Below are 14743 nucleotides of genomic sequence, written 5' to 3'. Positions count from 1 at the left end.
GTGACACTTTCCTTACAGCCATTGCTTTTATTCAACCAATTGATTTTTAATGATATTAAACAAAAGATGGGTTTCGCGCCAATTCAGCCGCAGGCCGCGTAATCTCTAGCTTACCGCAAGTTTTCTAACTCTAATACACAAGGTTATCCACAGGAATAGTGGATAAGTGTCTGCAGGCCTTGACCACTGCCACCCCGCCGAAATCGACCGACCGTCAAAAACCAGCGCCTAAAAAAAATTATCGAATTATTTTTGATATTTATCAGCTAAAGAGGCCTGCCTTTTTGTTGCTTTCTGCACCATTTTTCATGCGCTTTAGCACCGGGAAAGTGCAACCGTCTCGTTGCCCCACCGCCGTCATGGCCTGTGATACCTGTTCTGACAGAAAAAACCGGAACATCTTTTTCCTGGCAAGAGATTTGCAGAATCTTCATGTCGCTCACTATCCCCGAAAAGGAGAAAACGTCTATGTTGAGTCTACGCGCAGTCAATCAGTACTACGGAAGCCAGCACACACTATGGAATGTCGACCTTGAACTACGGTCCGGCGAGTGCACCTGTGTGATGGGACTTCAGGGAATGGGGAAAACCACGCTCATTAACTGTATTACCGGCCATCTCCCGGTGGCCAGCGGCAGTATGACCTGGCAGGAGATCGGTTCGCCGCCCTGCGATATCACGCCGCTCTCCGCGCAATCCCGGGCGATTATCGGCATCGGCTATGTGCCGCAGGACAAGCGAATTTTTTCGCAGCTCAGCGTGGAAGATAATCTGCATATTGCGCTGGCTGCCGGCGGCAATCCTGGTGCGGTGGTGAAAGGTGAGATTTACGATTTATTCCCCGACCTGTACGGCCAGCGCCAGCATAAAGGCGCGATGCTGACCGAAGATGACCAGTATCAGCTGGCGCTGGCCAGAGCGCTGATCGTCCAGCCGCGCCTGCTGATCCTTGATGAACCATCACGCGGCAGCGGCCAGCACTTCATGCATAAACTGGGGGATTTACTGGTGCGTCTGAACCGCGATATCGGCTTAACGGTGCTGCTCGCAGAGCAGCACCTGCCGTTTATTCGCCGGGTGGCGGATCGCTTTTGCCTGCTACACCGCGGGCGTAACGTGGCGCAAGGCAGCGTTATTCAGCTGGATGAACCACTGCTGGCGCAATGGATGACGCCTGATCCAGCGCGTTAAGGTCAATATACTGCCCGAGGTCGTCGCGCTGCGCGGCGTCCGAAAGCCACGGGATCTCCCCCAAAAACGGCGTCGGCAGCAGGCGTTTCAGGGTCGCCAGATACTCGACATGGCGCCTGCCCGGCGGCTGGATATCGTTGGCGATCCAGCCGACCAGCGGCAGCCCCGCCTGGCGTACCGCCTGGGCGGTGAGCAGCGCATGGTTGATGCACCCCAGTTTGATGCCGACCACCAGAATGACCGGCAGTTGCTCATCGCGCACCCAGTCGGCAAAGCTCAGCGTCGGGGATAGCGGCGTGAACCAGCCGCCAGCGCCTTCCACCAGCACCCACTCGGCCAGATTTTCCAGCTCGCGCAATCCGGCAGACAGCGCCCCGGCCGTAATCGGCCGCCCCTCATCTGCGCTCACGATATGCGGTGACGTCGGCTCCTCGAAGGTCAGCGGGTTCACCTGAGCGTAGCTCAGCGCCACGGCGCTGTTGCGCTGCAACGCCAGGGCATCTTCGTTGCGCAGCCCCTGCGCCGTCAGCTCGCTTCCGGACGCCACCGGCTTATAGCCCGCGCTTTTCAGACCCGACAGATTCGCCGCCTGCAACAAGGCGCAGCTGGAGATGGTTTTCCCGACTTCAGTGTCGGTTCCGGTGACGAAAAAACGTTTAGTCACGTTCAATGACTCCTGTAAAAAGATGGTACGTCAGCGGGCACTGGCCCTGCTGTTGTGGCCAGGCCAGCTGCAGCTGACGCAGTTTTCCCCGGCTCAGCGGTGGCGCATGGCGCCCCTGATGCAGATGCGTGGCGCCGATCCCTTTCAGCGAGCGCATCGCGCTCAGAGCATCGGCAAACGGCAGGCCGATCTCGTGGACCTGCCCGACGGCCCGCCGCCCGGCCAGCACCTCGCGCACCGCCTGTTCGCTGAGAAAGCGATTGGCATGCGGGTGGCTATCGATGGCGCGCCAGGCCTGATTCAGTTCCGGCAGCGAACCGGACAGCAGCGTGGTAAACGCCACCTTGCCGCCGGGGCGCACCACCCGGCACAGCTCGTCAATGGCGTCGGCCAGGCTGTCGCACCACTGCACCGCCAGGTTGCTCCACGCCAGATCGACGCAGGCATCGGGCAGCGGCAGCGATTCGATATCGCCCTCCACGTAACGATCGGCGCACTGGTCACGCCGCGCCTGGGCCAGCATCTCAGCCGAAAGATCCAGCGCGGTGACCTCGCTTCCGGCCTCACGCCAGTAGCGGCTCATGCTGCCAGGGCCGCAGCCGGCATCCAGCACCGTGGCAAAGGCCCGCTCGTTAAGCTGGTGCAGCAGGCGCGCGGCGCTGATCCGCTGGAGCGCGTCGTGTTGCGAATAGTGGCTGGCCGCCCGGCCAAAGGCCGCGGCAACCGCGTGTTTATTGACTCTCGCCATGCAGCACCTCCAGCAGACGGCTGATGTCAGTGGCGTCGTGCGCGGCGGTCAGCGTCAGGCGCAGACGCGCGCTCCCCGCCGGTACCGTCGGCGGACGAATGGCCGTTACCCAACAACCCTGCTCGCGCAGACGCGCCGCCAGCCGTAATGCCCGGCCGTTATCGCCGACGATCAGCGGTTGAATCGCGCTACGTGATGCGCTCAGCGTCCCCGGGAATGTGGCCATGCCATCGCGGAACTGCGCCACATGACGCGCCAGTTTTTCCCGCCGCTGCTGACCGTCATCGCTGCGGATCACCGCCAGCGCGGCGCTCAGCGCCACCGCCTGAGCCGGCGGCATCGCGGTGCTGTAGATCAGGTGACGAGCAAACTGCAGCAGATAGTCTGCCAACGCGTCGTCGCACAGCACCGCCGCACCGCTGACGCCAAAGGCTTTACCGAAGGTCACCACCAGCAGTTCAGGGCGAACGTTCTGCACATGGCAGCTGCCGCGCCCCTCCTCGCCCACCACGCCTATGCCGTGGGCATCATCCACCAGCAGCCAGCCGTCAGCGACCCGGGTAGCCTCGGCAATGGCGGCGAGCGGAGCGCTGTCGCCATCCATACTGAATACCCCTTCCGTCACCACCAGCTGTTGTCCCGCCAGCGGCTTGCCCAGCAGTTCGCTCAGCTGCTGCACGTCGTTGTGCGCAAAACGCCGCAGCGCCGCCGGACTGAGGCTCGCGGCCTCCAGCAGGGAAGCATGGCTCAGCCGGTCCGCCACCGTGCGGTCGTCCTTGCCGAGCAGCGCGGCAATCAGCGCCTGATTGGCGGCAAACCCGGAGATAAACAGCAGCGCGCGCGGATAGCCCTGCCACTCCGCCAGCGATGTTTCCAGCTGGCGATGCGCCTCGCTGTAGCCGCTGACGTGGCCGGAGCCGCCGCTGCCGACACCGTAGCGCGTTGCCCCCTGCTGCCAGGCGGCGATAATTTCCGGGTGTTGGCTCAGCCCGAGATAATCATTGCTGGAGAAATTGAGCCAACGCTGGCCGTCGCGGGTCAGCCAGCGTCCGGCCCCCTGCTCCACCGGCTGACGGCGGCGAAAGGCATCCGCCTCCCGTCGCTCGCTCAGCGCCTGATCAATGCGTTGCTGCCAGCTCATAGCGCCGCCGCGTTGTAATATTCCTCAGTGTCCGGGGTACGTAATACCTGCTCAAGGCGCTGCTGCTGTTCGTTATCGCCTTCCAGCACCGCCGTTTGCTGCGGGTTAAGCCCGAGCTTACGGAACAGCTGCAGGTCTTTGTCCTCTTCCGGGTTCGGCGTGGTCAGCAGCTTGCAGCCGTAGAAAATCGAGTTGGCGCCGGCCATAAAGCACATCGCCTGGGTCTGCTCGCTCATCTGCTCACGGCCGGCGGACAGTCGCACATAGGAGGATGGCATCATGATCCGCGCCACCGCGATGGTGCGGATAAAATCAAAGGCATCGACGTCGTCGTTATCGGCCAGCGGCGTACCCTTGACCTTGACCAGCATGTTGATAGGCACGCTTTCCGGCGCCGTCGGCAGGTTTGCCAGCTGCAACAGCAGCCCGGCGCGGTCTTTCTCCGTTTCGCCCAGGCCGACGATCCCGCCTGAACAGACCTTAATCCCGGCATCGCGCACTTTGTCGAGGGTATCCAGACGCTCCTGGTAAGTACGGGTGGTGATGATGTTGCCGTAGAATTCCGGCGAGGTATCCAGGTTGTGGTTGTAGTAATCCAGACCGGCTCCCGCCAGACGCTGCGCCTGGTTATCGGTCAGGGTGCCGAGGGTCATGCAGGACTCCAGCCCCATCGCCTTGACCCCTTTGACCATCTGCTCGAGATACGGCATATCGCGCTCGTGCGGGTTTTTCCAGGCGGCCCCCATACAAAAACGGGTTGAGCCGGCGTTTTTCGCCTGACGCGCCGATTCCAGCACCTGCTCCACTTCCATCAGGCGCTCAGATTCCAGCCCGGTTTTGTAGCGCGCGCTCTGCGGGCAATATTTACAGTCTTCCGGGCAGGCGCCGGTTTTAATCGACAGCAACGTGCTGACCTGAACCTGACGCGGGTCGAAGTTCTGACGGTGGATTTGCTGCGCTTCAAACAGCAGGTCCAGTAATGGTTTGTTAAATAACTCAGTAACTTGCGACATTGTCCAGCGTGCGTGGTGAGCCATTGGCCTCTCCAAAGGGTTTTGTTAATTGTCGGTTCGGTTTATACTCGTAAACCTAAATGTTTTCAGAATGGTTTACAAGTCGCTTATGACAACGGACGATCTCGCCTTCGATCGGCGCCACATTTGGCACCCCTACACCTCCATGACCTCCCCTTTGCCGGTTTATCCGGTGGTGGCTGCTCACGGCTGCGAGCTGTCCCTCGCCAGCGGTGAGCAGTTGGTTGACGGCATGTCGTCGTGGTGGGCGGCGATCCACGGCTACAATCACCCGCGCCTGAACGCGGCGATGAAAGCGCAGATTGACCAAATGTCACACGTGATGTTTGGCGGTATCACCCACCCTTCGGCGGTCGCGCTGTGCCGTCAGCTGGTGGCGATGACCCCGGCATCGCTGGAGTGCGTGTTCCTCGCCGACTCCGGCTCGGTGGCGGTGGAAGTGGCGATGAAAATGGCCCTTCAGTACTGGCAGGCGAAAGGCCAGCCGCGCCAGCGTTTTCTGACGTTCCGCAACGGCTACCACGGCGATACCTTCGGCGCGATGTCGGTCTGCGATCCGGACAACTCCATGCACAGCCTGTGGCAGGGTTATCTGCCGGATAACCTGTTCGCCCCGGCGCCGCAGAGCCGCTTTGACGGCGAGTGGGATGAGCGGGATATGGTGGCGTTTGCCCGGCTGATGGCGGCCCATCGTGAAGAGATTGCGGCGGTGATCCTCGAACCGATCGTCCAGGGGGCGGGCGGAATGCGGATGTACCACCCGCAGTGGCTGAAGCGCATTCGTCAGATGTGCGACCGTGAAGGCATCCTGTTGATTGCCGATGAGATCGCCACCGGATTTGGCCGCACCGGCAAGCTGTTTGCCTGCGAACATGCGGGAATCGCGGCGGATATTCTGTGTCTCGGCAAAGCGCTGACCGGCGGGACCATGACGCTGTCGGCCACCCTGACCACCCGGGACGTCGCGGAGACCATCAGCAATGGTGAAGCGGGCTGCTTTATGCACGGCCCGACGTTTATGGGCAACCCGCTGGCCTGCGCGGTGGCGGCTGAAAGCCTGAGCATCCTCCAGACCGGCGAGTGGCAGCAGCAGGTGGCGGCCATTGAAACACAGCTCAACGCCGAGCTGGCCCCGGCGCGGGAATCACCGCTGGTGGCCGATGTCCGGGTGCTGGGCGCCATCGGGGTGGTGGAGACCCGCCGCCCGGTCAACATGGCGGCGCTGCAGCGGTTCTTCGTCGAGCAAGGAGTGTGGGTCCGCCCGTTCGGTCGCCTGATTTACCTGATGCCGCCGTACATCATTACGCCAGAACAATTGAGTCGCCTGACGCAGGCGGTTAACGCTGCGGTTCAGGAAGAAATATTTTTTAGCGAATAAGGGACGGTAATGCTGCGCCACACGCGCTACACTTCTTTGCTAATCAGTAGATTAACCTGAGGAGAGGCGATGAAATTAATCAGTCATGATTTGCTGGATGGCGCAAAGCTGCCCAATCGTCATGTATTCAACGGCATGGGCTACGATGGCGACAATATTTCACCCCATCTGGCGTGGGACGAAGTCCCTGAGGGAACCAAAAGCTTCGTGGTGACCTGCTTTGACCCGGATGCGCCGACCGGCTCCGGCTGGTGGCACTGGATTGTGGCCAACCTTCCTGCTGATACCCGCGTTTTGCCGCAGGGTGCCGGTTCAGGTCAGGCGGAACTGCCCGAAGAAGCGATTCAGACCCGTACCGATTTCGGTCAGGCAGGCTACGGCGGCGCGGCGCCACCGAAGGGTGAGACCCACCGCTATATCTTTACCGTCCACGCGCTGGATGTTGATAAAATTGATGTCGATGAAGGCGCCAGCGGCGCGATGGTTGGCTTTAACGTCCATTTCCATTCATTGGGCAGCTCATCGATTACCGCCCTGTTTAGCTAACCCCCCGGATGGCGGCGTAAACGCCTTATCCGGGACAGGTTGGTGCAATTTGGTAACCCGGGTAAGGCGTCAGCCGCAACCCGGGAAAACCCAAACGATGACTACTCTGTTACCGCCAGCACGGCATTTTTGCGCACCCGCGCAAACCATACCGCGGTCAGCAGCCCCAGCCACACCAGGCCGGCGATCAGCGCAATCCGCGTCTCTTCCACCATCCCCAGCACCGCGATCACGATCCCCATAAACAGCAGCGTCAGCAGCGGCGCCACCGGCCAGAACGGCACCGGGAACTCAATCTGCTGACGCTCTTGCGCCGACAAACCGCGACGCATAGCGAAGTGCGACAGCAGGATCATCAACCACACCCACACCGTGGCAAATGCCGCCAGGGAGGCAATCAGCACGAACACCTGCTCCGGCATCAGGTAGTTCAGCACCACCGCCGCCAGCAGCGCCACGCCCATCACCACCACCGTCATCCACGGCACGCCGTTGCTGGCAATGCGCAGGAAGCTTTTCGGCGCCATCCCCTCTTTGGCCATGCCGTACATCATGCGACCGGCGCCAAAGATATCGCTGTTAATCGCCGAAATACTGGCGCTGATGACGATGATATTCAGAATGGTCGCCGCCGCTGGGATCCCCAGGCCGCTAAAAATCAGGACGAAAGGACTGCCCTGCTCACCGAAGCTGTTCCACGGGAAAATCGCCATCAGGATCGCCAGCGTGCAGACGTAGAACAACACGATACGCAGCGGGATGGTATTGATGGCCTGCGGGATCACCTTCTTCGGGTTCTGCGCTTCGGCGGCGGTGACGCCGATAATCTCAACGCCGCCAAAGGCGAACATCACGATCCCAAGCGAGGCGATTATCCCCTGCCAGCCGTTCGGGGCAAAACCGCCGTGGCTCCACAGGTTTTCCAGCCCGGTAGCCGGGAAGCTGTTGCCAAAACCAAAGAAGATGATGCCGCCGCCCGCGACGATCATCGCGATAATCGCCACCACTTTCACCAGCGACAGCCAAAACTCCATTTCGCCGAAAATGCGCACGTGGCACAGGTTCATCGCGCCGATGAAGAAGATAATGCTCAGCACCCAAATCCAGCGCGGTACATCGGGGTACCACAGCCCCATGTAGATACCAAACGCGGTGACGTCCGCCAGGGCGACGATCACCATCTCGAAGGTGTAGGTCCAGCCGGTAATAAACCCGGCCAGCGGCCCGAGATACTGCCGGGCATAGCTACCGAAGGAGCCGGAAACCGGCTGGCGTACCGCCATTTCCCCCAGCGCACGCATGACGATAAATACCGCCAGGCCGCCGATCAGATAGGCCAGCAGTACCGCCGGTCCCGCGGCTTTGATCGCGGCCGAAGAACCATAAAACAGCCCGGTCCCGATAGCGGAACCCAGCGCGATAAAACGAATATGTCGGGCATTCAGCCCGCGCAGCAGGTGTGGCTTTTGTGGCGATGGTTGTTGTTGCATATGCGAGTGTCCTGATAATTTTTGTATGACGACAAATATGCGTGTAGGACGGTCGGGGGGACGTTATCCCCCCGACGCGGGTACAGAAATACGAAGGGTCAGATCTGACCAGGCAAGATGGCAGGAAGCAGTCGGGTCAGGTGGCGTGCCGCCAGCAGGGCGATAGCCTGTTCAATGTCCGGCGCGAAGAAACGATCCTGGGTGTAATGCGAGACCCGTTCACGCAGCAGATGGCGGGCCTCTTCCAGCAGCGGGCTGCTGGCCAGTCCTTCGCGCATATCCAGCCCCTGCACCGCGGCCAGCCACTCGACGGCCAGCACGCCGCGGGTGTTTTCAGCCATCGCCCACAGACGACGCCCGGCAGCCGGTGCCATTGAGACGTGATCTTCCTGGTTTGCCGAAGTCGGCAGGCTGTCGACACTGTGCGGATGCGACAGCGCTTTGTTCTCGCTGGCCAGCGCCGCGGCGGTAACCTGGGCAATCATAAAGCCGGAGTTCACGCCACCATTTTTGACGAGGAACGGCGGCAGCTGTGACATATGGCTGTCCATCATCAGCGCAATACGGCGCTCTGACAGCGACCCGATTTCAGCGATCGCCAGTGCGAGATTGTCCGCGGCCATCGCCACCGGTTCGGCGTGGAAGTTGCCGCCAGAGATAACCTCGTTTTCACTGGCAAAGACCAGCGGGTTATCGGAGACCGCGTTGGCTTCAACCAGCAGAACCTCGGCGGCCTGGCGAATCTGGGTCAGGCAGGCGCCCATCACCTGCGGCTGACAGCGCAGAGAGTACGGGTCCTGAACTTTGGTACAGTTATGGTGCGAGCGGGAAATCTCGCTGTCCTCGGTCAGCACGTGGCGATACAGCGCCGCCGCATCAATCTGCCCGCGTTGGCCGCGTGCGTCGTGGATACGCGGGTCAAACGGACGACGGGAGCCCAGCGCAGCTTCGGTTGTTAACGCACCGCACACCACCGCCCCGGCAAACAGGTCTTCCGCTTCAAACAGGCCACGCAGCGCAAACGCCGTTGACGCCTGAGTGCCGTTGAGCAGCGCCAGCCCCTCTTTTGCCGCAAGGGTAATCGGCGCCAGGCCGACTTTTTCCAGCGCCTGACGAGCGGGCATCCACTCGCCATCAACCCGCGCTTTGCCTTCGCCTAACAGGGTCAGCGACATGTGAGCCAGCGGCGCCAGGTCACCGGAAGCGCCGACCGAGCCTTTCGCCGGGATCCACGGCGTAACGCCTTTGTTCACCAGCTGAATCAAGGCCTGAATCACGCTCAGACGAATACCGGAGAAGCCGCGGGAGAGGCTGTTGATCTTCAGCACCATAATCAGGCGCGCCATCTCATCATCCAGCGGTTCGCCAATCCCCGCCGCGTGGGACAACACCAGCGAGCGCTGCAGGTTTTCCAGGTCGTCCGTCGAAATCCGCGTTTGCGCCAGCAGGCCAAAGCCGGTGTTAATGCCGTAGGCCGTGCGCCCTTCGGCCAGAATCGCGTTAACGCAGGCCACGCTTTCATCGATCGCGGCAAACGCGCGTTCATCCAGGGTCAGCGTCAGCGGCTGGAGATACACCTCGCGCAGCTGCGCCAGACTCAGTTGACCAGGAATCAGTGTTAAGTTTTTCATTTCAGCGTTGCCCCTGCGTTGCTGCCACCATAGGAAGATTTAGTCCTTGTTCTGCTGCGCACTCGATAGCGATGTCGTAACCGGCATCCGCATGGCGCATCACCCCGGTCGCCGGGTCGTTATGCAGCACGCGGGCGATACGCGCGGCGGCGTCATCGGTACCGTCACAGACGATAACCATCCCGGAGTGCTGGGAGAAGCCCATACCTACGCCGCCACCGTGGTGCAGTGACACCCAGGTCGCGCCGCTGGCGGTATTCAACAGCGCATTCAGCAGCGGCCAGTCGGACACCGCGTCCGATCCGTCACGCATCGATTCGGTTTCGCGGTTCGGGCTGGCTACCGAACCGGAATCCAGGTGGTCACGGCCAATGACAATCGGCGCGGAGACTTCACCGCTGCGCACCATTTCGTTAAAGGCCAGCCCCAGCTTCTGCCGCCACTCCAGTCCCACCCAGCAAATACGTGCCGGCAGCCCCTGGAAACTAATACGCTCGCGCGCCATATCCAGCCAGTGGTGCAGATGCTGATCGTCGCTGATGATCTCTTTCACTTTGGCATCGGTTTTATAGATATCCTGCGGATCGCCGGAGAGCGCCACCCAACGGAACGGGCCGATGCCGCGGCAGAACAGCGGGCGAATATAGGCCGGGACGAAGCCTGGGAAATCGAACGCGTTTGCCACGCCCATCTCCTGGGCCATCTGGCGAATGTTGTTACCGTAGTCGAAGGTCGGGACGCCCATCTCATGGAAGGCCAGCATCGCCTGAACGTGGTCAGCCATCGCGCGTTTAGCCGCTTCAATGGTGCCCTGCGGATCGGAGACCGCTTTTTCCTGATACTCTTCCCAGCTCCAGCCCTTCGGCAGATAGCCGTGCAGCGGGTCGTGGGCGCTGGTCTGGTCGGTGACCATATCCGGGCGCACGCCGCGTTTCACCATCTCCGGCACGATTTCGGCGGCGTTGCCGCACAGCGCGATGGAGATAGCCCGGCCTTCTGCGGTGTATTTTTTGATACGCGCCAGCGCATCATCCAGCGAGGTCGCCTGCTCGTCGACGTAGCGGGTACGCAGACGGAAATCGATACGGCTCTGCTGGCATTCGATGTTCAGGGAGCAAGCGCCGGCAAGGGTCGCCGCCAGCGGCTGCGCGCCACCCATGCCGCCCAGACCAGCGGTCAGCACCCAGCGCCCTTTGAGGCTGCCCTGATAATGCTGACGGCCCGCTTCGACGAAGGTTTCATAGGTGCCCTGCACGATGCCCTGGCTGCCGATATAGATCCAGCTGCCGGCGGTCATCTGGCCATACATCGCCAGACCTTTCGCGTCCAGCTCGTTGAAATGTTCCCAGGTTGCCCAGTGCGGTACCAGGTTGGAGTTGGCAATCAGCACGCGCGGTGAGTTTTCATGGGTTTTAAAAACGCCAACCGGCTTGCCGGACTGCACCAGCAGTGTCTCATCGCTCTCCAGGTTTTTCAGCGCCTTCACGATAGCGTCATAGCATTCCCAGTTGCGCGCCGCGCGACCAATGCCGCCGTAGACCACCAGTTCATGCGGGTTCTCGGCAACATCGGGATCAAGGTTATTCATTAACATGCGCAGCGGGGCTTCGGTCAACCAGCTCCGGGCATTCAACGTTGTGCCTCGCGGTGCACGTACGTCTTGCTGGCGATATTTGCTTTGCGACATCGGGGGTTCTCCTGACAATGAACGTTGTTGATGTAGATACATATACTTGTCTATACAAGCATGCGCAAGCTAGGATTTAACAGAAATGATACAATTTTGCTATATTGCGTCAGCAATCACGTTTTACTGACGCCGGGTATTATCAGGAGCCAAAATGACCCTGCAGCCGGTAACGACTGCCTGGGAACAGGAGACGGGCGTGGGAGACGATGTGGGTGGTAGACCAGGTGCGACGGCGGATCAACAGGCAGGGATCGTGGGCATGGATATGCAGCAGCTCGCACTCTCGTGCGCTGGCCTGCACCGCTTCGACAATGTGCTCGCCTTCGGTTAGCGGCGCAATCAGCGACAGATAATCATGCGGGGTAGTCAGGGTATAGTCCTGATGGAGATACGCCGGGACCACCGCCGCGTTCACGCAGCGGTCCTCGATCTGCACCGGGATATCATTTTCGAAATGGACCATCAGCGAATGGAAAATCCGCGTCCCCTCGGCGACGTTCAGCGCCGCCGACTGAACCAGATCCGCCTCGGTCTCCTCCAGCAGCAGCACCTCGCAGCGGTGCTGATGGTGACGGGCCGCGATTTCGTCGGCGATGCTGCGGACTTCAAACAGCGCAGACTGCCCCTTCGGCTCCGCCACAAAAGTGCCCACCCCCTGCAAGCGGACCAGTAAACCTTCATCCGTGAGTTCACGCAGCGCCCGATTGATGGTCATGCGGCTAAAGCCAAACTGCGCCACCAGCTCCGCCTCGGAGGGGATCCGGTCATGAGGACGCCAGACGCCACGCTGAATCTTTTCGCTGATCGCCTGCTTAACCTTTTCATAGAACGGGGCAGGCGCGGTTCGAGGTTGTGATGAAAACATAGCCTGGCTTTCCTTATTCGCAATGGGCGGCAAAACGATCACAATATACTGAATCGTCAGCGCCACCAATGGGCGATTTGCCATGCCAGCCTGGCCGCCGCGCGGGCGCCCTGGCTGTCGATGTCAAACTGCGGATTAAATTCCACCAGATCCACCGCCTGTAGCTTGCCGCTGCGACACAGCGGTTCGACGATCCGCAGCAGCGTCGCCAGCGGCACGCCCAGCGCGGCAGGCGCCGATACCGCCGGCATCGCGCGCGCCGGGAGCACGTCCAGGTCGATGGTCAGATAGAGCCTGTCGTAGTGCGCAATATTGCGCGCGATTTCCGGCATCACGCGTGATTCAAAGGCCTCCAGCACCTCGAGGTCTTCAATCACCTGCACCTGACGGCGCGCGGCTTCGTCCCACAGCGCCTGGGTATTCGCCGCCCGGCTGACGCCAATGCAGGTATAGTGAAAACCTCGCTGCTGCGCCTCGCAGGTCAGCGCCAGCTGGCGGAACGGCGTTCCCGAGCTGGCCTGCTCGCTCACGCGTAAATCCAGGTGCGCATCGAGGTTGATGATCCCGACTTTTTCTCCCGGAAAAGCATCCAGCACCCCGGCCCCATGAGCGAAGGCGGTTTCATGCCCGCCCCCCAGCACCAGCGTGCGCTTGCCGGCTTGCTGGCAGGCCGTTACCGCTTCGCGCAACGCCTGCTGGGCCGCCTCCAGCGCATCGCCCGCAACGCTAATGGTGCCCATATCCACGCAGCGCTCATGACCGTGATGGCTGGCCATATTCGCCAGCGCCCGCCGTAAAGCCTCCGGCCCTTTTTCCGCGCCAGTGCGCCCGCGATTGCGTCGCACACCGGCATCGCAGGCGAATCCCAACAGGGCGATATCCCCTGCCAGCGCGGCGGGCGTAAAGGCTTCGGCGCGCACGATGGTCTGAAACAGGCGCAGCGCATTGGCGGCTTCCGCGCTATCGTCACGCCCTTGCCAGATATCTGCGGGGGTAGGTTGCCACAACGTCATTGCATCTCTCCTCGTACAACGCGATGCCACAGCGGGCTGCGTCCGGGTTCATACACCATCTCCACCGGATGTTCGGCGTCCCAGATGGCAAAGTTGGCGACAAACCCCTCCGCCAGCTGGCCGTGGCTGTGGTGACGCCCCAGCGCCTGCGCGGCATGACGGGTAACCCCCGCCCACGCCTCTTCCGGCGTCAGGCCAAACTTCACGCAGGCCATATTCATCGCCAGATGCAGGCTGGCGAACGGGCTGGTGCCCGGATTGTAATCGGTCGCCACCGCCATCGGGACCCGATACTGCCGCAGCAGTTCGACCGGCGGTTTGCGGGTTTCATTGAGGAAATAGAACGCGCCGGGCAGCAGCACCGCCACCGTCGCGCTGCGGCTCATGGCCGCGACGCCCTCTTCCGTCAGATACTCAATATGGTCGGCAGAGAGACCACGATAGCGGCTCACCAGCTGCGCTCCGCCAAGGGAGGAGAGCTGTTCCACGTGCCCGCGAACCGGAATGCCGCGCGCCTGGGCGGCCTGGAAAACGCGTTCGGTTTGCTGCGGGCTGAAGCCGACGTTTTCACAGAACACGTCCACGCTTTCAAACAGCCCCTCTTCCCACAGCGTCGGCAGCAGGGTTTCACACACCAGCGTAATGTAGTCGTCCGGGCGGTCTTTATATTCCGGCGGCGTGGCGTGGGCGGACAGCAGCGTTGGCGACAGCTCCAGCCCATTGTTTTCGCCGAGCCGGCGCGCGACTCGCAGCATTTTGCGTTCGTTTTCCAGATCCAGCCCGTAGCCGGACTTGATCTCCAGCGTGGTCACCCCTTCGCGCAGCAGGCGGTCCAGCCGCTGCTGGGCCAGTACCAGCAACTGTTCTTCGCTGCTGTCGCGGGTGGCGCGCACCGTGGCGTTAATGCCGCCGCCGTTGGCGCTGATCGTCTGGTAAGAGACGCCGTTCAGCCGCTGCTCCCACTCCTGCGCCCGGCTGCCGCCGAACACCAGATGGGTATGGCAGTCAATCAGCCCCGGAGTCAGCAATCTGCCGCCCAGATCGATGCTCCGCCCTGCCGGGGCGACATGTTCAGGCACAATGGCTTCAATCCGGCCATCGCGCACCAGCAGCACGTGGTGATCCCGCAAGCCGTAAGGTTGCGAGTCGTGAGGATTCAGGGTGGCGAGACGAGCATTTCGCCAGATAACGCGTTCGGAAGTGGCTTCAGTCATACCGGTCAACTTGTCATGGGTTGTATAGACATTTATTTTCATTCCGCAGGGAATGTCAATCAACGCCGGGGTAATTGTTATTTTTTTGTGACCAAACACGAGGGAAGCCCGGAGAATCTCAACCATTTACACTAACTT

The 14743-nt window shown here is 61.1% G+C and carries 13 protein-coding genes; 3 read left to right on the top strand and 10 right to left on the bottom strand.

The annotated features are described in order from the left end of the window. The first annotated feature begins 468 nt into the window (after positions 1-468). A complete protein-coding gene (locus EDF82_RS13530; protein ID WP_123756039.1) occupies positions 469-1191 on the top strand; it encodes an ABC transporter ATP-binding protein in 723 nt (240 codons plus the stop codon). Here the strand turns inward: EDF82_RS13530 and bioD are convergent. The 4 genes from bioD to bioB are packed head-to-tail and all read right to left on the bottom strand — an operon-like array spanning position 1133 to position 4781. Further along, the gene (gene bioD / locus EDF82_RS13525) at positions 1133-1855 is read right to left on the bottom strand and encodes a dethiobiotin synthase (protein WP_123756038.1); all 723 of its coding nucleotides are present in this window, start codon (positions 1853-1855) and stop codon (positions 1133-1135) included. The genes EDF82_RS13530 and bioD overlap by 59 nt on opposite strands. Further along, the gene (gene bioC / locus EDF82_RS13520; protein WP_123756037.1) at positions 1848-2603 is read right to left on the bottom strand and encodes a malonyl-ACP O-methyltransferase BioC; all 756 of its coding nucleotides are present in this window, start codon (positions 2601-2603) and stop codon (positions 1848-1850) included. The genes bioD and bioC overlap by 8 nt, the downstream gene beginning before the upstream one ends. Further along, on the bottom strand, positions 2587-3744 hold the full coding sequence (gene bioF, locus EDF82_RS13515) for an 8-amino-7-oxononanoate synthase (protein WP_123756036.1): 1158 nt from the start codon (positions 3742-3744) through the stop codon (positions 2587-2589). Before bioF ends, bioC begins: the two co-directional genes overlap by 17 nt. Then, positions 3741-4781, bottom strand: coding sequence for a biotin synthase BioB (gene bioB, locus EDF82_RS13510; protein WP_123756035.1), 1041 nt, complete (start codon positions 4779-4781; stop codon positions 3741-3743). The genes bioF and bioB overlap by 4 nt, the downstream gene beginning before the upstream one ends. An 85-nt stretch (positions 4782-4866) precedes the next feature. Here bioB and bioA point away from each other — a divergent pair, with 85 nt between their 5' ends. Continuing rightward, positions 4867-6156, top strand: coding sequence for an adenosylmethionine--8-amino-7-oxononanoate transaminase (gene bioA / locus EDF82_RS13505; RefSeq protein WP_123756239.1), 1290 nt, complete (start codon positions 4867-4869; stop codon positions 6154-6156). A 69-nt stretch (positions 6157-6225) separates the two neighbouring features. Continuing rightward, a complete protein-coding gene (locus EDF82_RS13500) occupies positions 6226-6702 on the top strand; it encodes a kinase inhibitor (RefSeq protein WP_123756034.1) in 477 nt (158 codons plus the stop codon). A gap of 101 nt (positions 6703-6803) precedes the next feature. Here the strand turns inward: EDF82_RS13500 and EDF82_RS13495 are convergent, their stop codons facing one another. The 6 genes from EDF82_RS13495 to hutI form a co-directional block, all read right to left on the bottom strand. After that, a complete protein-coding gene (locus tag EDF82_RS13495; protein WP_123756033.1) occupies positions 6804-8192 on the bottom strand; it encodes an amino acid permease in 1389 nt (462 codons plus the stop codon). Positions 8193-8290: 98 nt separating this feature from the next. After that, positions 8291-9823: a histidine ammonia-lyase gene (hutH, locus tag EDF82_RS13490; RefSeq protein ID WP_123756032.1), complete on the bottom strand. Its 1533-nt coding sequence runs from the start codon at positions 9821-9823 to the stop codon at positions 8291-8293. A 1-nt stretch (position 9824) separates the two neighbouring features. Beyond that, positions 9825-11510, bottom strand: a complete 1686-nt coding sequence (gene hutU, locus EDF82_RS13485; RefSeq protein ID WP_123756031.1) for a urocanate hydratase — start codon at positions 11508-11510, stop codon at positions 9825-9827. A gap of 142 nt (positions 11511-11652) precedes the next feature. Further along, positions 11653-12378, bottom strand: a complete 726-nt coding sequence (locus EDF82_RS13480; RefSeq protein ID WP_123756238.1) for a histidine utilization repressor — start codon at positions 12376-12378, stop codon at positions 11653-11655. Positions 12379-12434: 56 nt separating this feature from the next. Beyond that, entirely contained in the window at positions 12435-13391 is a 957-nt protein-coding gene (gene hutG / locus EDF82_RS13475; protein WP_123756030.1) for a formimidoylglutamase, read from the bottom strand. Continuing rightward, positions 13388-14731 carry an imidazolonepropionase gene (hutI, locus tag EDF82_RS13470; protein WP_187042979.1) on the bottom strand — a complete coding sequence of 448 codons (1344 nt, stop codon included), beginning with the start codon at positions 14729-14731 and terminating at the stop codon, positions 13388-13390. Before hutI ends, hutG begins: the two co-directional genes overlap by 4 nt. Positions 14732-14743 lie beyond the last annotated feature (12 nt).

This window comes from Klebsiella sp. BIGb0399 (genome assembly GCF_003752615.1).
GTDB classification, from domain to species: Bacteria; Pseudomonadota; Gammaproteobacteria; order Enterobacterales; family Enterobacteriaceae; genus Klebsiella; species Klebsiella lignicola.
This window is presented reverse-complemented; position numbering and strand designations above follow the sequence as displayed.